This window comes from Lysinibacillus sp. C5.1, assembly GCF_016350185.1.
Taxonomy (GTDB): Bacteria; Bacillota; Bacilli; order Bacillales_A; family Planococcaceae; genus Lysinibacillus; species Lysinibacillus sphaericus.
Genome location: NZ_CP066226.1, coordinates 3,221,686 through 3,241,532, shown reverse-complemented (window position 1 = coordinate 3,241,532; position 19,847 = coordinate 3,221,686). Strand labels below are relative to the sequence as shown.

25 protein-coding genes and 1 other annotated feature are annotated in these 19,847 nt (G+C 39.7%); of the genes, 24 read left to right on the top strand and 1 reads right to left on the bottom strand.

Going from position 1 to position 19,847, the window contains the following annotated elements:
• Window positions 1–49: 49 nt before the first annotated feature.
• The 17 genes from I5435_RS15855 (at window position 50) to I5435_RS15775 (ending at window position 12,480) form a co-directional block, all read left to right on the top strand.
• Entirely contained in the window at window positions 50–643 is a 594-nt protein-coding gene (locus I5435_RS15855) for a Maf family protein (protein ID WP_337982575.1), read from the top strand.
• A 32-nt stretch (window positions 644–675) separates the two neighbouring features.
• Entirely contained in the window at window positions 676–1,347 is a 672-nt protein-coding gene (gene radC, locus I5435_RS15850) for a RadC family protein (RefSeq protein ID WP_029747282.1), read from the top strand.
• A gap of 689 nt (window positions 1,348–2,036) precedes the next feature.
• Entirely contained in the window at window positions 2,037–3,056 is a 1,020-nt protein-coding gene (locus I5435_RS15845; RefSeq protein ID WP_024363189.1) for a rod shape-determining protein, read from the top strand.
• Between the two features lie 13 nt (window positions 3,057–3,069).
• Entirely contained in the window at window positions 3,070–3,981 is a 912-nt protein-coding gene (mreC, locus tag I5435_RS15840) for a rod shape-determining protein MreC (protein ID WP_024363188.1), read from the top strand.
• Window positions 3,981–4,505, top strand: coding sequence for a rod shape-determining protein MreD (gene mreD, locus I5435_RS15835; protein ID WP_024363187.1), 525 nt, complete (start codon window positions 3,981–3,983; stop codon window positions 4,503–4,505). Before mreC ends, mreD begins: the two co-directional genes overlap by 1 nt.
• A gap of 29 nt (window positions 4,506–4,534) precedes the next feature.
• The gene (gene minC, locus I5435_RS15830) at window positions 4,535–5,203 is read left to right on the top strand and encodes a septum site-determining protein MinC (RefSeq protein ID WP_024363186.1); all 669 of its coding nucleotides are present in this window, start codon (window positions 4,535–4,537) and stop codon (window positions 5,201–5,203) included.
• A 1-nt stretch (window position 5,204) separates the two neighbouring features.
• A complete protein-coding gene (minD, locus tag I5435_RS15825; protein ID WP_024363185.1) occupies window positions 5,205–6,002 on the top strand; it encodes a septum site-determining protein MinD in 798 nt (265 codons plus the stop codon).
• Window positions 6,003–6,129: 127 nt separating this feature from the next.
• On the top strand, window positions 6,130–6,684 hold the full coding sequence (locus I5435_RS15820) for a M23 family metallopeptidase (protein ID WP_024363184.1): 555 nt from the start codon (window positions 6,130–6,132) through the stop codon (window positions 6,682–6,684).
• Window positions 6,674–7,285, top strand: a complete 612-nt coding sequence (locus I5435_RS15815; protein WP_337982574.1) for a site-2 protease family protein — start codon at window positions 6,674–6,676, stop codon at window positions 7,283–7,285. Before I5435_RS15820 ends, I5435_RS15815 begins: the two co-directional genes overlap by 11 nt.
• 45 nt (window positions 7,286–7,330) lie before the next feature.
• Window positions 7,331–7,406: a sequence feature (ribosomal protein L21 leader region), on the top strand.
• 14 nt (window positions 7,407–7,420) lie between these two features.
• Window positions 7,421–7,729, top strand: coding sequence for a 50S ribosomal protein L21 (gene rplU, locus I5435_RS15810; RefSeq protein ID WP_010860053.1), 309 nt, complete (start codon window positions 7,421–7,423; stop codon window positions 7,727–7,729).
• Window positions 7,730–7,743: 14 nt separating this feature from the next.
• Window positions 7,744–8,100 carry a ribosomal-processing cysteine protease Prp gene (locus I5435_RS15805; RefSeq protein ID WP_024363182.1) on the top strand — a complete coding sequence of 119 codons (357 nt, stop codon included), beginning with the start codon at window positions 7,744–7,746 and terminating at the stop codon, window positions 8,098–8,100.
• Window positions 8,097–8,396: a 50S ribosomal protein L27 gene (rpmA, locus tag I5435_RS15800; RefSeq protein ID WP_024363181.1), complete on the top strand. Its 300-nt coding sequence runs from the start codon at window positions 8,097–8,099 to the stop codon at window positions 8,394–8,396. Before I5435_RS15805 ends, rpmA begins: the two co-directional genes overlap by 4 nt.
• Before the next feature lie 137 nt (window positions 8,397–8,533).
• Entirely contained in the window at window positions 8,534–9,061 is a 528-nt protein-coding gene (locus tag I5435_RS15795) for a Spo0B domain-containing protein (protein ID WP_025220117.1), read from the top strand.
• 5 nt (window positions 9,062–9,066) lie between these two features.
• Window positions 9,067–10,356, top strand: coding sequence for a GTPase ObgE (obgE, locus tag I5435_RS15790; RefSeq protein ID WP_024363179.1), 1,290 nt, complete (start codon window positions 9,067–9,069; stop codon window positions 10,354–10,356).
• A 24-nt stretch (window positions 10,357–10,380) separates the two neighbouring features.
• On the top strand, window positions 10,381–10,836 hold the full coding sequence (locus I5435_RS15785) for an ACT domain-containing protein (RefSeq protein ID WP_024363178.1): 456 nt from the start codon (window positions 10,381–10,383) through the stop codon (window positions 10,834–10,836).
• A gap of 341 nt (window positions 10,837–11,177) precedes the next feature.
• Window positions 11,178–12,059, top strand: coding sequence for a prephenate dehydratase (pheA, locus tag I5435_RS15780; protein WP_107893757.1), 882 nt, complete (start codon window positions 11,178–11,180; stop codon window positions 12,057–12,059).
• Window positions 12,060–12,081: 22 nt separating this feature from the next.
• A complete protein-coding gene (locus I5435_RS15775) occupies window positions 12,082–12,480 on the top strand; it encodes a thiol-disulfide oxidoreductase DCC family protein (protein ID WP_024363176.1) in 399 nt (132 codons plus the stop codon).
• A 148-nt stretch (window positions 12,481–12,628) separates the two neighbouring features.
• On the opposite strand, the gene I5435_RS15770 is transcribed toward I5435_RS15775, so the two are convergent.
• Window positions 12,629–13,162: a transcription repressor NadR gene (locus I5435_RS15770; RefSeq protein WP_107893759.1), complete on the bottom strand. Its 534-nt coding sequence runs from the start codon at window positions 13,160–13,162 to the stop codon at window positions 12,629–12,631.
• A gap of 143 nt (window positions 13,163–13,305) precedes the next feature.
• Here I5435_RS15770 and I5435_RS15765 point away from each other — a divergent pair, with 143 nt between their 5' ends.
• From I5435_RS15765 to yajC, 7 genes are all read left to right on the top strand, one after another.
• Window positions 13,306–14,358, top strand: a complete 1,053-nt coding sequence (locus I5435_RS15765) for a LysM peptidoglycan-binding domain-containing protein (protein WP_337982573.1) — start codon at window positions 13,306–13,308, stop codon at window positions 14,356–14,358.
• Window positions 14,348–15,226 (top strand): phosphotransferase, encoded by an 879-nt coding sequence (locus I5435_RS15760; RefSeq protein WP_320407259.1) that lies wholly within the window; start codon window positions 14,348–14,350, stop codon window positions 15,224–15,226. The genes I5435_RS15765 and I5435_RS15760 overlap by 11 nt, the downstream gene beginning before the upstream one ends.
• Window positions 15,227–15,339: 113 nt before the next feature.
• Window positions 15,340–15,960 (top strand): Holliday junction branch migration protein RuvA, encoded by a 621-nt coding sequence (gene ruvA / locus I5435_RS15755; protein ID WP_108029854.1) that lies wholly within the window; start codon window positions 15,340–15,342, stop codon window positions 15,958–15,960.
• Window positions 15,961–15,978: 18 nt separating this feature from the next.
• Entirely contained in the window at window positions 15,979–16,983 is a 1,005-nt protein-coding gene (gene ruvB / locus I5435_RS15750; protein WP_337982572.1) for a Holliday junction branch migration DNA helicase RuvB, read from the top strand.
• Between the two features lie 18 nt (window positions 16,984–17,001).
• Window positions 17,002–18,045: a tRNA preQ1(34) S-adenosylmethionine ribosyltransferase-isomerase QueA gene (gene queA, locus I5435_RS15745; protein WP_024363170.1), complete on the top strand. Its 1,044-nt coding sequence runs from the start codon at window positions 17,002–17,004 to the stop codon at window positions 18,043–18,045.
• A 118-nt stretch (window positions 18,046–18,163) separates the two neighbouring features.
• Window positions 18,164–19,309: a tRNA guanosine(34) transglycosylase Tgt gene (gene tgt, locus I5435_RS15740; RefSeq protein WP_024363169.1), complete on the top strand. Its 1,146-nt coding sequence runs from the start codon at window positions 18,164–18,166 to the stop codon at window positions 19,307–19,309.
• A gap of 147 nt (window positions 19,310–19,456) precedes the next feature.
• Entirely contained in the window at window positions 19,457–19,723 is a 267-nt protein-coding gene (gene yajC / locus I5435_RS15735; protein ID WP_024363168.1) for a preprotein translocase subunit YajC, read from the top strand.
• Window positions 19,724–19,847 lie beyond the last annotated feature (124 nt).

Sequence of the window (19,847 nt, the reverse complement as noted above, 5' to 3'; positions counted from 1 at the left end):
AAAAACCGTATTCTCCGTTATGATAGAGAGAAGGAGGAATGGTGAAATCATGTTTGAAACAAATCATAAATTAGTACTTGCTTCTGCATCACCACGACGAAAGGAACTGCTTGCTATGTTGGACCTTCCGTTTGATATTGTAACAAGTGATGTAGAAGAGACAAGTGTAAAAGCAACAACTATGCAGGATTATGTAACAGGTGTGGCACTGCTAAAAACACGAGATGTAGCTAAGAAAGTGCCAGCAGCAACGATTATTGGCGCCGATACAATCGTCGTTTTTAACAATGCGTTACTGCATAAGCCAAAAACACGGGAGGAAGCTATTTCACACTTATCTCGGTTATCAGGCAAGCGTCATACGGTGATGACAGCAGTTGCCATCATTGAGCCGAATGGTATAGAAACAACATTTGTAGAAGAAACAGCAGTTATATTCCATACTTTATCACAGGAGCTTATAGAAGCTTATGTAGCATCTGGAGACCCTTATGATAAGGCGGGCGGTTATGGTATTCAAACAGCGGGAACCCTTTTAGTTAAACGAATTGAAGGAGATTATAACAATGTTGTCGGCTTACCACTTGCAGCGTTGTTTGCGCAATTGATAGCGAAGCATATTATTCAATTTGCGAAGGAGTGAAGCTATTGCCAACAGATGTTTTACCAAAAACGATGATTCGTGACGTCAATATGGCAGATCGACCACGTGAAAGACTACTTCGTCAAGGTGCAATGAGCTTATCGAATCAGGAGCTATTAGCTATTTTACTAAGGACAGGTACGAAGGAAGAATCAGTTCTTGCACTTGCGAATCGTGTATTAAGTACATTTGAACGTTTACACCATTTAAAACATGCAACTATTGAAGAAATGATTGCCATTAAAGGGATAGGGGAGGTAAAGGCAATTCAAATTTTAGCTGCTATAGAGCTTGGCCGGCGCTTGTCTCAAAAGCAAAATGATGACAAGTTTACCGTTCGTTCTCCGCAAGATGCCGCAGCATACCTTATGCCAGATATGACCTCTCTAAGTCAAGAACATTTTGTCGTCCTTTTCCTTAATGTCAAAAATCAAATTATGCATAAGCAAACGATATTTATCGGGAGCCTAAATGCTTCTATTGTGCATCCGAGAGAAATCTTCCGTGAGGCTGTCAAGCGCTCTGCCGCTTCTATTATTTGTGCGCATAATCATCCAAGCGGTATACCTACCCCAAGTCCAGAAGATATTGAGGTAACGAAACGAATTCAGGAGGCTGGCTATATTATTGGCATTGAATTACTGGATCACATCATCATCGGCGACCATCAATTTATTAGCTTAAAAGAAAAAGGTTATTTTTAGTTTTAATAAAGTAAAGGCTTTCCTACATACGTTTGTGCATTGAAATGTTGTTGAATGAAGGAATGGGCATGTCAACTCCTACGCGAAGTGAAGGCAAGGGCGTTAACATTCTCCATAAGCGTGTGCAATAGGTAACAGGACAGGTACGAAGAGGAAGTGCAACGAACCTAAGAAAGCGCTTGACGCGGCTTGTTGGTTTTTTCATTCAGATACATCATAATGCGCATTGAAGTTATTTGGACAAGCTTAAGCTCTGCATATATTTGCAGAGCTTTTTAGATTTCTGCAGAAGGTCTCAAAGTCTTTAAGTGGTTGTAAATACTTCCAAAGAAGATATCAGTTTTTAAAAGATAAAATTTTTATAGTATAATCTAGAAGTAGTATAGTTGTAGCAAATTTAAAAGTGGGTTAACTCAAAACGAACCTTTTTAATTGGATGACGTTATTGTATTCATAGAAATATCTATAGCATTCACAAAAATTGGTAGCCTATAATGCGTTGTCTTACATGAAAAAAAATAATATGCTAATCTATACGTACTATTTTTAGTTTACGAGGGAATTAAAATAGTAAGTTTTCTGCAAGAAGCGGTATGTGGCACTACAAATTCTTGCATTTATCCGTTATAATGAACGGTATGATTTTATGTCAACGATAGTATGGCTTAAATAGAAAGGGAGTACACAATTTGTTTGGATTAGGTAGTAAAGATGTCGGGATTGACCTTGGCACAGCGAATACATTAGTTTTTATTAAAGGGAAGGGCATCGTTTTACGCGAACCTTCTGTAGTAGCAAAGAATACAAAAACAGGAGATATCGTTGCAGTTGGTAATGATGCAAAAAATATGATTGGCCGTACACCTGGATCTATCGTGGCGATTCGTCCGATGAAAGATGGCGTTATTGCTGATTTTGATATTACAACAGCGATGATTGAATATTACTTAAAAGAAGCTTGTAAAAATTCTGGCGGTAATTGGAAAAAACCGAATGTAATGATTTGTGTGCCATATGGTATTACATCGGTTGAGCAACGCGCAGTTATCGATGCCTCTCGCCAAGCAGGTGCAAAAGAAGCGTTTACAATTGAGGAGCCTTTTGCAGCAGCTATTGGAGCGAACTTACCTGTTTGGGATCCAACAGGGTCTATGGTAGTTGATATCGGTGGTGGTACAACAGAGGTAGCAGTTATTTCTTTAGGTGGTATCGTAACAAGTGAGTCTGTACGTGTCGGTGGGGATGCAATGGATCAAGCGATTATTTCATATATCCGTAAATCGTATAACTTAACGATTGGTGAGCGTACGGCTGAAGCAGTAAAAATGGAGATTGGTACAGCATTTGCTGAAGGTCCAGATGAAAAAATGGAGATTAGAGGTCGTGACCTATTAACGGGCTTACCAAAAACGATTGAAATTTCATCTAAGGAAATTTCAGAATCATTGCGTGAAGCGGTATCGTCAATTATTGACGGTGTACGAAAAACGTTGGAACAAACACCTCCAGAGCTTTCTGCTGACGTTATGGAGCGAGGTATCGTGTTAACAGGTGGTGGCGCGTTATTAACGAACTTAGACAAAGTTATTAGCCGTGAAACCAATATGCCTGTGTTTATTGCTGAAGATCCATTAGATTGTGTAGCTATTGGGACAGGTAAAGCATTAGATCATATTGATTTAATTCGTCAACAACAAGTAAAAGGGTAAGGAGGTTTAGGCAATGCCACAGTTTTTTTTCAATAAGAAAGTAATACTGCTACTTGTGGGCATGGTTTTTCTTGTGGCATTGATTAGCTTCTCATTACGAGATCGGACGAATGCAACTTTACCAGAGCAAATTATTAAAGATACAGTCGGCGTCGCACAATCTATTGTTGCGAAGCCGGCAAATTACATAACTGGTATTTTTAATAATATTGACTCCCTCTTAAACACGTACGAAGAAAATAAACGTTTAAAAGCACGCTTAGAAGATTTTGCAGCTGTACAAGCCGAAGCATTGGTTTTAAAATCTGAAAATGAAAAGCTAATGGAACTTTCTAAAGCGGAAAGTTTAAAAGCTTTTAATCCAATTCAAGCAACGGTTATTGCTAGAAATCCTGACCAATGGGAAGAAAAAATTATTTTAGATAAAGGTTCTTCTCATGGGGTAGAAAAAAATATGGCAGTTATGACAGCGAAAGGGCTAGTTGGTAAAATCACGCTAGTAACCCCTTTCACATCTGAAGTAGAGCTTTTATATACAAACAATCCTAACTACCGTGTTTCCGCGATGGTTTTAGGAGAAAAAGAAGCATACGGTTTAATCGAGGGCTTTGATAAAGAACGAAATGAACTCATTATGAAGCGAATCGATTCTAGCTTAACGGTGAAAGAAGGAGAAAAAGTAGTTTCTTCTGGTCTTGGCGGTATTTTCCCTAAAGGTGTACCAATTGGAGAAATTACAGAAGTAAGTACAGATGATTTTGGCTTAACCAAAATGGCTTATGTAAAACCATCTGCTGATTTTTCAATTTTAGAAAATGTTGTGATAGCTAAACGAACATTGACAGTTATTGATGGTTCAGATGGTGACGCGACAAATGTAGATTTATCAAATCCACAAAAGGCTACTGTAGAGGGGGAAAAGTAATGGTTCGATTTCTCATTCCCTCTGTTGCAGTATTGCTATTTTTACTAGAACCAGAGTTTGCTATGCTTTCACCGATTGAAGTAAGTGGACATATCTATTATCTAGTACCCCGATTTTTAATTTTATACTTAATATTTATATCCATCTATTACAGCCGTCAACGTGCGGTAATGTATGGACTTTTTTTTGGTGTCTTGTATGATGTGTTTTACATTGATATTATTGGATTATATTCGGTACTCTATCCACTTATTTGTTTTTTAGCAGGGTCTATCGTGAAAATAATTCATCAGCACTTAGTTGTGACCACAACTATTTCAGTTGTTTTAGTAGCAATTTTAGAATTCGTACTCTATCAATTCTTCTATCTAATCGCTTTTACAACAATACCGTTAACGGAATTCTTACAATCACGACTACTACCAACAATCATTGCTAATACATTATTTTTAATGATTCTTGGTTGGGCCTTCAAGTATCTAATTAATGCGCGTGTCTTACAGAGAGCACGTGAAGTTTCTTAATAACAAGAGCAACGTGAGGTGAGGCATTCATGAAAAAACAATTAGTTAATATGAAGGGAACAAAGGACGGTTTTGTTCTTCGTTTAGACGATCAATGTTCGTATGCCGATTTAGTAGAAGAGCTAAAACGAAAAGTTTCAGAAGGCGGTATCGATGGCAAGGTGGATGTTCAATTACATTTAGGCTATCGATACTGTTCTGATGAACAAGTAAAAGAGCTAGTAAAAATTGTTCAAGAATCGGAACAGCTAATTGTAGCAAAAGTGCAAAGTGAAGTACTGACTGTCCATGAAAGCAACCAGAAAATGATTGAAAGCCAACAAGATACATATGTAGGAGTGGTCAGGTCGGGACAAATTCTACGTGCCTCGGGGGATTTAGTAATTGTGGGGAATGTGAATCCGAATGGACGTGTAGAAGCTGGTGGTAATGTATATGTCCTTGGTAGGCTCAAGGGAATTGTGCATGCAGGTGTACATGGCAACAAGGAAGCGATTATTGCGGCATCTCGTTTAGAAGCCACACATATAATGATTGCCGATCAAGTTGAGGCAATGTCAGATGAACATGTAAAAGCGATTAATCAAGCAGACATGGCTTGTGCATTTATCGGCTATGATGGGCGTATTACGTACGATCAAATTCATGCGTTAAAAAATATTCGACCATTGTTAAATGTGTCTAAGGGAGGAAGCTAGTGTGGGAGAAGCAATCGTCATAACCTCAGGTAAGGGCGGTGTCGGTAAAACGACAACAACGGCTAACCTCGGGACTGCATTGGCTCTACAAGGGAAAAAAGTATGTTTAGTAGATACAGATATTGGCTTGAGAAATTTAGATGTTATTCTAGGTCTCGAAAACCGTATTATTTATGATTTAGTTGATGTTGTTGAAGGACGTTGTAAAATCCATCAAGCGTTAATTAAAGATAAACGTGTAGATGATAAACTATTTTTATTACCTGCTGCTCAAACGACAGATAAGAATGCTGTCACACCTGAGCAAATGGAGAGCTTAATAGAGGAATTAAAAAGAGACTATGATTATGTTTTAATTGATTGTCCAGCTGGAATTGAGCAAGGCTATCGTAATGCAGTAGCTGGTGCAGACCATGCTATTGTCGTGACGACACCAGAAATTTCTGCTGTTCGTGATGCGGACCGAATTATCGGACTGCTTGAGCAGGAAGAAATTACTGCGCCGAAACTGATCATTAACCGTATTCGTCAGCATATGATGAAAAATGGCGATACGCTAGATGTCAATGAAATTACAACACACTTGTCAATTGACCTGTTGGGGATTATCGTTGATAGTGAAGGTGTTATCTCTTCCTCAAATAAAGGTGAGCCAATCGTAATGGATCCAGCGAATAAAGCATCTTTAGGGTACCGTAATATTGCGCGCCGTATTTTAGGTGAATCTGTGCCGCTCATGGCTATTGAGGATGAGCAAAGAGGCATGTTCTCAAAAATTAAAGCATTGTTTTCAAGATAATTTAAACCTTTTCGTGCGTATGCGCGGAAAGGTTTTTTATGTTCCGTTGAATTGTGTGAGTGACTGGCACGTTTTTTGTGCATGAATGGACATGCTGCCTCATATAGTGTGAAAAAAGGATGAGAGCTTGTTTAAAAAATGGAAATGGGTTGTTATGATCTTGCTTGTGGCTACAATCATACTAGTAATTCGATTAGAAGACCAAGGTGTAATAGCAACACCGGTGCGAAAGCTTGTAACAACATCAGCAGATATGACATATTTAAGCGAGCTCGGAAAAAGTTTGCTTAAAAAAGAGGATGAAACGATAATGGTTTCAAGTGATGTGGGACAAACTGAGCTATTAACATTCGCCAATGCGCAAGTTTTTAAAGAAGGTTTTTTGTTGCAATATGAAGTGGGTCTCCCTGTTTATGCGGGGCAAAGTGGACTCGTTGTTTTTACAGGTCATACAAAATATACAGGTAAAACGATGACGATTAGCTATGAGGATGGTACAACGGTCACTTATGGCATGCTTGATAGTTTAGCACAGCTTCCATATACGACTGTACAGGCAAATGATTTAATTGGCATGAAGCAGACTGGACAACTCTATATTTCGATTGAAAAGGAAAAAACTCATTATAATCTAGAACAAATTGTACAGTGGATTGAATCGACGGAGACCGATGAAAGTTAAATTGCACTTACTCTGTATCCCTCTGATCTTTTTCATGATTTTGAGTGGCCAAATTGCTTACTATGCAATTATTTTAACTTCGTTGCTCTGGCATGAAGCGGGCCATTTATTGGTCGCAATGCTTTGCGGTGTTAAGATAAAATCATGTGTTATTTCACCTTATGGAGGGGAAATTGAATTTGAAAATCCAGCAGCTGTGCAGACATCTTCACTACTTTGGATTGCACTAGGAGGACCAATCGCCACAATACTGGGGATTGGCCTTGCTTTTTTCATGCCAGATTTAATTGCAACACGATTAATTAATGTACAACTGGTGTTGCTAGCAATCAATCTCTTACCAATCATTCCACTCGACGGTGGCAGAATAGTGTTAGCATGGTTATTTTTATTTTATCCAAGCGTGCGATTAGTTGAATATTATTATTCGCTTTCTCTTATTTTTGCCTCTATACTATTCATAATAACTTTAATAAATTTACCACAATCCATTTTTTTAGCTGTTCTTTGCCTATTTATATGGCTACAAGTACTAAAAGAATGGAAATATCGCAAGTATCGTGTAGCATTTGAGAAATATGTAATGAACAGGTTGACTTGATAGAATTCGTGTGGTAGTATTTTAATGTTATTGTTTGTAGCACCCGTGCTACTACAACCGCTCTGGGAAGGTTTAAGTATCTTTGGATCACCTTCATATACAGGCGAGTCTGAGTCTAAGAGGAGGTGCAGTAAAATGTACGCAATTATTGAAACTGGTGGTAAACAAATCAAAGTAGAAGCTGGTCAAGAAATCTATGTTGAGAAATTAGGCGTAGAAGCTGACGAGGTTGTAACTTTCGATAAAGTTCTATTCGTAGGTGGCGAAAACGTAAAAGTTGGAGCTCCATTCGTAGAAGGCGCTACAGTAACAGCTAAAGCTGTGAAAGAAGGCCGTCAAAAGAAAATCGTTGTTTTCAAATTGAAAGCTAAAAAGAACTACCGTCGTAAACAAGGTCACCGTCAACCTTATACAAAATTAGTTGTTGAATCAATCAATGCTTAATTGTGAGGTGTAACATGATAAAAGTTACGATACATCATGATGAAAATAGACATGTGTCTGCATTTGAATTTTCAGGACATGCTGAGTACGACGAATCAGGTAAAGATTTAGTATGTGCAGGTGCATCTACCATTGCGATTGGCACGGTAAATGCAATTTATGCGCTACTACAATTACAACCAGAAGTTGAACAAGCAGCTGAAGGTGGAGGCTACCTAAAGGTAGATTTACCAACAGATTTAGAGCCTGAAATTGATACAAAACTACAATTAATTGTCCAAGTAATGACTGCTCAAGTGTATTCTATGGTGCAAAATTACGGACAATATATCCAAATCAACTACAACCAAGTAGGAGGTGGAACAGAATGAAATTGTTATTAGCATTAGACCTTCAACTTTTCGCATCGAAAAAAGGGGTAGGTTCTACTAAAAACGGACGTGACTCTGAGTCTAAACGTCTTGGCGCTAAACGTGCTGATGGCCAATTCGTAACTGGTGGTTCTATTCTTTACCGTCAACGCGGTACAAAAATTTACCCAGGTACAAACGTAGGTCGTGGTGGTGATGATACACTATTTGCTAAAGTGGACGGCGTTGTTAAATTCGAACGCTTAGGTCGCGATCGCAAACAAGTATCAGTATACCCAGCTACACAAGAAGCTTAATTTTAATAAAGTAGACATAAAGCGGAGGACTGCATTTATTGCAGTCCTTTTTTTGGCTAAATTTCAATGAAGAATTAAGGGAAAAATACATCAAAACTTGTTATACTAGTTAAGATAACTTTATTGGAGTGAATGGGATGAACAATCAATCACTAACCATTAGTGAGGTACTACGTTTTGCAAATCATGATTATGTGAATCAACTTCAACTGATTCGCATGAATTTAGATTTAGGTAGAATTGATGAATCGAAAGAACTTATTCAACATTATTCGGAACAGCTACGAGTATTGTCTATCATGAATCGTCTACAATTACCACAAACAATGGAGTGGCTACAAACAGCAGGATGGCGCTATCCGGCGTTACCGCTGGAGCTTAATGGTGAGATCAAAAAACCAGTCACAAATAATATTGACAAGGATGTTGTAGAGTACTTAAACAAAACAGTTATGCATGTTTATGATACATTAGATCCATTTACGGAGCAGAGCTTAGCGATTGATGTACGTGTTGACGATCATACATTTGTTTTGGCATTTACGCTAAATGGACTGTGGAGTGCAGACGCATTCACCGAAAAAGGTTTGAAACAATTCGACATTCAAACAATTGTGCAGACAAATACGTGCTGGCAATATGTGTTGAGTGCAAATAGGGAGTGAAATAAATGTTTGTCGATCACGTAAAGATATATGTAAAAGGTGGCGATGGCGGTGATGGAATGGTTGCCTTCCGCCGTGAAAAATATGTACCAAATGGTGGTCCAGCTGGAGGCGATGGTGGTCACGGAGGGAACGTAGTATTTGAAGTAGAAGAAGGTCTACGTACGTTAATGGATTTCCGTTATAAACGTCATTTCAAAGCTGATCGTGGAGAGCACGGGATGAGTAAAGGGATGCACGGAAAACGCGCTGAAGATTTAATTGTTAAGGTGCCACCAGGTACAGTTGTAATGAATGAAGAAACAGGGGCTGTTATCGCGGATTTAGTTGAGCATGGTCAACAAGCCATTATAGCAAAAGCAGGTCGTGGTGGACGTGGGAATTCTCGCTTTGCAACACCGGCCAACCCTGCTCCTGAACTTTCTGAAAAAGGTGAGCCAGGACAAGAATTAAATGTTATATTAGAGTTAAAAGTGCTAGCAGATGTTGGGTTAGTAGGTTTCCCAAGTGTTGGTAAATCAACACTATTATCAGTTGTGTCTGCTGCAAAACCAAAAATTGGTGCTTATCATTTTACAACAATCGTACCGAATTTAGGCATGATTGAAACAGAAGATCACCGAAGCTTTGCCATGGCAGATTTACCTGGACTTATTGAAGGAGCGCATGAAGGGGTAGGATTAGGGCATCAATTTTTACGTCATATTGAGCGTACACGTGTCATTGTGCATGTAATCGATATGTCAGGTATGGAAGGTCGTGACCCTTACGAAGATTATTTAACAATTAACGAGGAGTTAAAACAATATAACCTTCGTTTAACGGAGCGTCCTCAAATTATTGTAGCAAATAAAATGGATATGCCAGAAGCAGAAGAAAACTTAGTGGAATTCCGCAAAAAGGTGGGCGAAGATGTGCAAATCTTCCCAATCTCAGCGATTTCACGCCAAGGCTTAAAAGAATTGTTATTTGCAATTGCCGATTTACTTGAAGTAACGCCTGAGTTCCCTCTATTTGATGAATTAGAGGAACAATCGGACGCAACAGTAATGTACAAGCATGAATCACAAGGTGAAGATTTCGAGATTACACGTGATGATGACGGCACATTTATCATTAGTGGTTACTCGATTGAACGTTTATTTAAAATGACTGACTTTAGTCGTGAAGATGGTATTCGCCGTTTTGCTCGCCAATTACGAGGTATGGGTGTGGATGAGGCATTGCGTGAACGTGGTGCACAAAATGGTGATACAGTTCGTCTGCAAGAGTTTGAGTTTGAATTTGTAGATTAAGACAGGTGTTTTAGGGGGAAGCGTATGAAGAATGTTGCGAATCAGCGATATTATTTAGTTCGTGAAGATGTATTAACGGATGCTATGCAAAAAACGTTGGAGGCGAAGCACTTACTTTCGAGTGGTTCAGTATCCTCCATTTGGGATGCGGTCAAGCAAGTGGATTTATCGCGCAGTGCGTTTTACAAATATCGTGATGCTGTATTTCCTTTTCACTCCATTGTACAAGAGCGCATTTTAACAGTCTTTTTACAGCTTCAAGATCGAAAAGGAACATTGGCAAAGCTATTAGAAACTGTGACAAATTCGCATTGTAATGTACTGACAATTCATCAAACAATTCCAATTCAAGGACGTGCAAATGTTACATTATCATTGGATGTGACGAGCATGACTTCTGAACTTGATGACTTAATACAGCAGTTAAAAAGGTTAGATTTCGTAGAGTCAGCTGAGGTCATTAGTTCTGGTGCGTTGTAAAGGGGCAGTTTGTAAAGCCCCTTTGTCTTTTAGTAGTTCATGCTGGTAGATGTTGATACAAAATTTCGCTTCCTTTCCGCATGCGATAAGCAAGCCTCGCCGAAGTAAAAACCTCAGTGGGGTTTCGCTTAACTCGCTATCCTGCAGAAATACTGCGAAATTTGTAAAAGCTGCTATAGAAATGTACAATTCCATTTCAAACAGCTAGCAAAAGCAGTACGTATTTTCACAATACTTTTTAGAGAAGGCTGTTTTACATAGCCTCTTCTTTTTTAGCAAGAGTTTTCCAAACATTATAAATGTTTAATATACTACGCATTGTAGCGGAGGAGGTCATTTTGATGACAGAGCAACAGTGGGAAAAGCGTATTGCATATTTAGGACCAGAAGCTTCATTTACATATTTAGCAACAAAATCTATTTTTCCAACTGACTGGCTTGTCCCATGTGCAACAATTCCAGAATGCATTGAGGCAGTGGCAGAGGGGAAAGTTGATTTAGCAGTTGTACCATTAGAAAATGCACTAGAGGGCTCAGTTCCGCTGACGCTGGATTATTTATTCCACGAGGCAACGCTTTATGTAACAGGTGAACTACAGCTGAAAATTCAACAACATTTAATGGTCAATGAAGCGCAGAAGAACAATTGGGAATCGATTGAAGGTGTTTATTCGCATCCGCATGCATTAGCTCAATGCCACAAATATTTATTTTATCGTTTTAGTGATGTGCCGTTACATCAAACAACATCAACAGCAGCCGCTGCAAAATTTGTATCCGAAAATCCTGATAAATGTATTGCTGCAGTTGGTAATGCAGCAGCCGCAGCAAAATACGGTTTAACTATCGTGCAAGACAATATTCATGACTTTCATTTTAATCATACTCGTTTCTTTGTATTATCAAAGCAAAATAAGCGGTTACCACAGGAATTATCAGAAGGGCAAGCAAAGACAACTTTCATGATTACATTACCGACAGATCGATCAGGGGCTTTGCACCAAGTTTTATCGGTATTTGCATGGCGACAATTAAATTTAAGTAAAATTGAATCACGCCCATTAAAAACAGGTCTTGGAGATTATTTCTTCATGATTGATGTTTTAGCAGATGAAAAAGACCCGATGATGCGTGGAGCTATGGAGGAACTGGCGGCGCTTGGTTGCAAGGTGAAGTCACTTGGTACATACTTTACGTATTTAACAACGTCTGACGAAGAATAACAGCAACTTAGGGGTGATTGATGTGGGTGGCATTATATTATTTGATGGCATTTGTAATTTTTGTAATAGTAGTGTGCAATTTATTATTAAACGTGACCGAGCGGCGTTTTTTAAGTTTGCTTCGATTCAAAGTGAAGTTGGTCAAGCACTTCTTGAACAATACAAGGTACCAGCAAATATAAATAGTGTGATTTACATTGAGCAAGGAAAAGTATACGTTGAATCGACGGCAGCACTTAACATTACTAGACACTTAGATGGCTTATGGCCTGTGTTTTATGTGTTGATTGCTATACCACCTTGTATACGAAACACTGCCTATCAACTTTTTGCTAAAAATCGCTATCGTCTTTTTGGTCAAAAGCAAGCTTGTTTATTACCTTCACCATCACAACGCGAGCGTTTTCTGGAACAACGATAATCAGCACAAAAAATCCACTGCGAATTCTACAGGAACGTAAGTCGCTACAAGCTATGTGCTAGCTGGCTGCTTACGTTGTGCTGTAAGGAAATCGGAGTGGATTTTTGCGTTTAAATTTTCAGAATTGTTTGCGTGTCTGGCACGCCAATTATTGATCTGTGATTAGATAGCCTTTTTTTTGTAAGGACTGCTCTATTAAGTCTAAAATTTCCATGGATGGAGCAGAAATAACATGAAGGTGTGTGCCGCCTGTAAGTGCAGATAAGTAATTGGCTTGTGTGTCGTCTACACGTTGTACAAATTTATCGACATCATGACGGTTGGAGACCATTAAAGAAGCGGTAATTTCTCCGTAGATGGGGTGCTCAACAATCACATTTTTAACCGTACCACCGCAGTCCACGATTGTTAACAATTCGTCTTTGGCGTCTTCAGGTGTGTGAAAACAAGGGATCGTGCGTTCAACAGTTTGACTGAGTTGCTCTTGGTGCATATAAATATAGCCTTGGCTTGTTGCAATGATTGGTTCGTTTCTAGCCTTTAATAATGTCATATCATTCACAATAACTTGTCTAGAAACATTTGCAAATTTAGCGAAGTCTGTCCCAGTAATAGGTGTGTTGCTTTTTTTTAGCAGTTCTAGAAGTTGCAGTCGGCGTTCCTCGCCTAACATTTTTTTCATAAAAGATCACCTCTGCCGTGTAATAAAGGAAGTAGTATTCCTTATGCATTAGTGTACCATGAAGCATTTCCACCATGCGTGAATTTTTTGTATCCAAATGAAACATTGAACATATGATACGTAGAGAGGAAGGGAGGAAAAAATTGCGTATTCATATTGTTCAAAAGGGAGATACATTGTGGAAGATTGCGAAGGAGTACGGTATTTCATTTGAGGACTTAAAACGACTCAATGCCCATCTTGCCAACCCTGATTATATTGTTCCGGGCATGGAAATTATTTTGCCTGAAAAAATAAATAAGGAAACTCATAAAGAAACACATAAGGAAACACAAGTCCATAAAGAGATGCCTACTACTCAAACAAGGCCAAGTAAGGAAAGTGTAAAAAAAGAGGTGCAAAAGCCGATGCCGGCACCACCTCCGATTGTGGTTCAACCACCAGCACCGATGCCGATGCCAGAGCCGCAAATGATACCAATACCATTCCCGATGCCAATGCCGATGCCGCAACCACAGCAACCGATGTGGGTGCCACAGCCAGTAGAACTTAGCTGGAATCAACAATTAGTAATGCCGCAGCAACCGGCACCTATACCAGCACCACCAGTAGCACCACCAGCACCGCCACCACCACCGCCGCCGCCAGCACCAGCACCAGCGCCACCAGTTCAACATGTACCGCATATGCCGATGGTGCCTCATTGTTCTAGTTGCCATCAGCCAGTGCATCATCAAATGTGGTGGCATATGCCAATGCAACCACAAATAGAGGCTTACACAATGCCGCAGCAACCGATGCCATGTGTAATGCCTCAACAGCAACCGATGCCATGTGCAATGCCTCAACAGCAACCGATGCCATGTGCAATGCCTCAACAACAACCGATGCATTGTGCAATGCCAGCTAATGCGGTTGGAGGAGAAAATTTCCTAGAATCGAGCACATCACCATTCTTTAATCCGAATGCCGGACAAATGCAACCTCAATTTGAGCAAATGCCAATGATGCCAATGAATCAATCTTGTGGATGCGGCGCACAGCACGGAATGGGGCAATCTTGTGGATGTGGCTCTCAGCCGGTAATGATGCCGAATTGGCAATTTGACCCATGCCATTGTCCGCCACCATGTTCAGCTGGACCATGGATGTCACCGCACTTTTTCCCAGGCGGGATGACGCCTTATCGATGGTAAAAAAGCCTATATTGTCGAGGAAGTAAAGCCTAATATTTGGAAGTACAAATATCAATCTAAACATTATTTTGTAAAACGAGCAAAGCAGTTAGAAATAGCAGATAAAGTGAGGGCAATTCATCGCCATTTGGGACGACTAGAACCCTCACTCGTCCTGCCGTTAGTAAAAAGTGATGATGATCAACTCATTGTTCAAATGTGGCAAGAGGGAAGTCATAGTGCGAATTTTGCTTATAAAAAAGATAGGGAACAATCTTTAAAGCTATTAATCGATTTGCATGACACGAACCAAAAAATTGCGTGGCAACGAGTACCAGGTTTGCATACCTTTTCTCAGCTTTTAAAATGGCAGATGCGTCATATGCGTTTTAAAAGTAGGCGAAATGACTTGCGAGCATTTTTAACGAGAGAAGAAGTGGAGCAAATTATTCATTTTAGCGAAAAGGCTTTGCAGTTAATGGAACTAGAAGATGTGCCGGAAAAAGACATCACGCTATTGCATGGTGATGTTGTGCACCATAACTTTTTATGGTGTACAGATGGTGAATTACGTTTAATCGATTTTGACTTAGCCCATCTCGGAGAAGCGGATGATGAGTATATATTATGGCTGCATCGCGTGTTGCCCGCAGTAGATTATGATCTTGCTAGTATTTTAAGAGAATTGCCAGCGCTTGAACGGTTAGATAAAAGGAAGTTCCATCGTTTAAAGTTTCCAAATGAGCTGTTGCGAGAATGGTTATTTGCTATAGATTTACCTTTAGAACAACAGCTAGTATTTTTAGATTATTTGATACCATTTACTAAGCGAGCGCTAACATACTGGCCAAAACTGTGGTACGATATTGATAGAGTGATGAAGAGATGACCGTCCCCGAGGCGGTCATTTTTGCATGGAATCGGCACTATTGCTATAGCATATAGTCGAGCATTCGTTCGCTATATGCTATAATCGAAGACGATGAATGTGAGGGATATACTATGTATGATTATTTAAAAGGTCAAGTAGTGCGTATTACGCCAGAATATGTCGTGCTTGAGCAACAAGGGATAGGTTGGCAATTGAATACACCGAACCCATTTGCATTTCGTGCGTCGGCAGCTGAACAACAAATTTACGTACACTTGCATGTTCGGGAAGATGCACAAGTGCTGTATGGTTTTCCGAATTTAGACCAACGAGAGTTATTCCGAAAATTAATTTTAGTGTCAGGCATTGGACCTAAAGGTGCACTAGCAATATTAGCGACCGGTAACCCGCAACAAGTTATCGGTGCCATTGAACGAGAAGATGAAACGTTTTTAGTGAAATTTCCAGGTGTTGGCAAAAAGACGGCGCGTCAAATGATTCTAGATTTAAAGGGTAAACTTGGATCTTTACTAGACACAATGGAACTACCTAGTTCGGAAGATGAGCTGCCTTTATTCGGCGTTAATCCATATAAACATGAACTAGAAGAAGCCATTCTAGCATTAATGGCTCTCGGATACTCGGAAAAAGAACTCGATAAAATCCGACCACAACTAGAAGATAATGACAAGCTGGAAACAACAGATGCGTATATGAAGCAAGCATTGCAGTTGTTATTAAAGCTGAAATAATAGAAGGGAGGCAGGTACATGTCGGAACGTATGATAGCGAGTGAAGCTGGCCGTTATGATGAACAATTTGAATTATCTCTTAGACCTCAAAGATTAGCACAATATATTGGGCAGCAAAAGGTGAAAGAAAATTTACAAATTTTCATTGAAGCGGCAAAGCTTCGGCAGGAAAGTTTAGATCATGTACTATTATATGGTCCTCCTGGATTGGGAAAGACGACATTAGCCGCGGTTATTGCAAATGAAATGAATGTTAATGTTCGTATGACGAGTGGTCCTGCCATTGAGCGTCCAGGAGATTTAGCCGCGATTTTAAGCTCGTTGGAGCCTGGGGATGTATTGTTTATTGATGAGATTCATCGTCTTCCACGTGCAATTGAAGAAGTGCTATATCCAGCTATGGAGGATTTTTGCTTAGATATTGTTGTTGGAAAGGGACCGGAAGCGCGTTCGGTTCGTCTTGAATTGCCACCTTTTACGCTTGTTGGTGCAACGACAAGAGCCGGTGCGTTATCGGCCCCGCTACGAGATCGATTTGGTGTACTGCTACGTTTAGAGTATTACGATAATACGTCACTTGCTGAAATTGTCGTTAGAAGTGCCCATTTATTTGATGTGAATATTGAGCAAATAGCGGCAGGCGAGATGGCGAGACGTTCTCGTGGTACACCACGTATTGCTAACCGTTTACTGAAACGAGTGCGAGATTATGCACAAGTGCTTGGAGATGGTATGATAACGGAGGACCTTGCTAAGCAAGCGTTAGAGCTTTTACAAGTGGATCCTAGAGGGCTTGACCATATTGACCATAAGCTTGTGACCAATATGATTGAGCGCTTCAGTGGTGGCCCAGTAGGCTTAGATACACTTGCTGCTTCCATTGGTGAAGAACGTGTGACGATAGAAGATGTGTACGAGCCATATTTAATGCAGATTGGCTTTATTCAACGTACACCGCGTGGACGTGTCGCAACGCATCTGGCTTACGAACATTTTGGATATGATTATCCACAACAAACATAAAAGAAGGAAGTTTTTTTCATGCGTGTAGAAGATTTTGATTTTGAATTACCAGAGGAGCTTATCGCACAAACGCCCCTTGTCGATCGTACGGCAAGTCGGTTAATGGTTGTGACACCGGGCTCAGAGAAAGTCGAGCATCATCATTTTGCTCATATTTTAGAGGAATTACATGCTGGTGACTGTCTAGTACTGAATGATACAAGAGTATTACCTGCTCGTTTAATGGGTGTAAAAGAAGAAACGGGTGCCCATATTGAAGTATTGCTCTTAAAGCAAACGGCTGGAACGGATGAATGGGAAACACTTGTAAAACCAGCGAAACGTGTTAAAGTAGGTACCGTTGTCACATTTGGAGACGGTTTACTAACAGCAACTTGTACAGCAGAGTTAGACCATGGTGGTCGTATGTTTGAATTCAAATATGAAGGTATTTTCTATGAAATTTTAGAGCAACTTGGCGAAATGCCATTACCTCCATATATTCGCGAAAAATTAGATGATAGTGAGCGTTATCAGACTGTCTATGCGAAAGAACGTGGCTCGGCAGCGGCACCTACAGCTGGTCTTCATTTTACACAAGAATTATTAGAGCAAGTACGAGCAAAAGGTGTCGAGATTGTTTTTATTACACTACATGTTGGACTTGGAACTTTCCGTCCAGTAAGTGTAGATTCGATCGAAAACCATGAAATGCACGCTGAATTTTATAGTGTGACAGAAGAAGCTGCGGCTACGATTAACCGTGTAAAAGCAAATGGCGGACATGTCATTGCTGTTGGTACAACATCTACTCGAACACTTGAAACAATTGGTTCTAAATATGGAGAAGTCCGCGCAGAGCAAGGATGGACATCTATTTTTATTTATCCAGGCTATCAATTTACAGTGGTGGATGGTTTAATTACAAACTTCCATTTACCAAAGTCAACATTAGTAATGCTTGTCAGTACACTTGCGACGAAAGATACGATTTTAAGCGCCTACCATCAAGCAGTAGAAGAAAAATATCGCTTCTTTAGCTTTGGTGATGCTATGTTTATACGTCCTAGTTTACAAAAATAATTCACTTCTGTTGCATCATCATAAGAGATGCAACAGGATTTTGATTTGTTCAATAGCATAATCAAGCAAGAAATCGGAGTACTGTTTTTACTTTAGATAAGAGAGGATTTAACATTTTATGACACAACCAGCAATTCGTTATGAACTACTTCATACATGTAAGCAAACAGGAGCACGTCTTGGCATTGTCCATACACCACATGGCTCTTTTGAAACACCAGCATTTATGCCTGTAGGGACACAAGCAACTGTTAAAACAATGTCTCCAGAAGAATTAAAAGAAATGAATGCAGGCATTATTCTTTCAAATACGTACCATTTATGGCTGCGTCCAGGTAATGATATTGTGAAGGAAGCAGGTGGCCTGCATAAGTTTATGAATTGGGATCGCCCAATTTTAACGGATTCAGGTGGCTTCCAAGTATTCTCGTTAAGTCAATTCCGTAAAATTGAAGAGGAAGGTGTGCACTTCCGTAATCATTTAAATGGGGATAAGCTGTTTTTAAGTCCAGAAAAGGCGATGGAAATTCAAAATGATTTAGGCTCGGATATTATGATGGCGTTCGATGAATGTCCGCCTTACCCTGCAACATATGACTATATGCTCAAATCCGTTGATAGAACGACTCGTTGGGCAAAGCGATGCAAAGAAGCACATGCTCGTCCAGAAGAGCAAGGATTATTTGGTATTATTCAAGGTGGAGAATACGAAGAATTACGACGTCGTTCTGCGGAAGCGTTAGTAGAACTCGATTTTCCAGGCTATGCAATAGGGGGCCTATCAGTAGGCGAACCGAAAGATGTGATGAATCGAGTGCTAGAGTTTACAACACCGTTAATGCCGACAAATAAGCCGCGCTATTTAATGGGTGTAGGTTCTCCAGATTCTCTCATTGACGGCGCTATTCGAGGCATTGATATGTTTGACTGTGTATTACCGACAAGAATTGCCCGTAATGGTACATTAATGACGTCTGAAGGTCGTTTAGTTGTTAAAAACGCTAAATATGCCCGTGATTTTGGTCCAATCGATCCGAATTGTGATTGCTATACTTGTAAAAACTATTCACGTGCATATGTGCGTCATTTAATTCGCACGGAAGAAACATTTGGTATTCGTTTAACTTCTTATCATAATTTACATTTTTTACTGAAGTTAATGGAGCAAGTGCGTGAGGCCATTCGTGAGGATCGTCTAGGTGATTTCCGAGAAGAATTTTTCGAAAAATACGGTTTTAATGGACCGAATGCAAAAAACTTCTAAAATTGGAATGGCACTTAGCGAAAATTTACCTGTTATAGAAAAACTATTGATAATATAGAAAAATTTTGGGCTTGTTCATCGCTTTTTTAGGGTGAAATAGTCTATACTAAAAAAGTGAGATTTGGAAAGGGGGCTAGCATTTTGAATATGGAATCAATATTAGGATTTGCACCGATCATATTGATGTTCGTGGCGATGTGGTTCATTTTAATCCGTCCTGCAAAAAAAAGACAGCAGGAAACGCAAAATATGCAAAGTAGCTTACAGCGTGGAGATAAAGTTATTACAATCGGTGGCTTACATGGTGTTATCGACTCAATTGAGGACACAGCTGTCACTTTAGTAATCGCTGATAATGTGCGCGTTAAATTTGACCGTCAAGCAATTGGACGTGTCGTAAATGATCAAGTTTAATATGATTAGGCGTTGTCCCAAATAACCTTTGGACAACGCCTTTGCCATTTTAAAGGCTATGTCGAAATGCGTATAATTTTGCCACACTTTTTTGTATAAAAAGCAACAGATACGGTCACCTTGA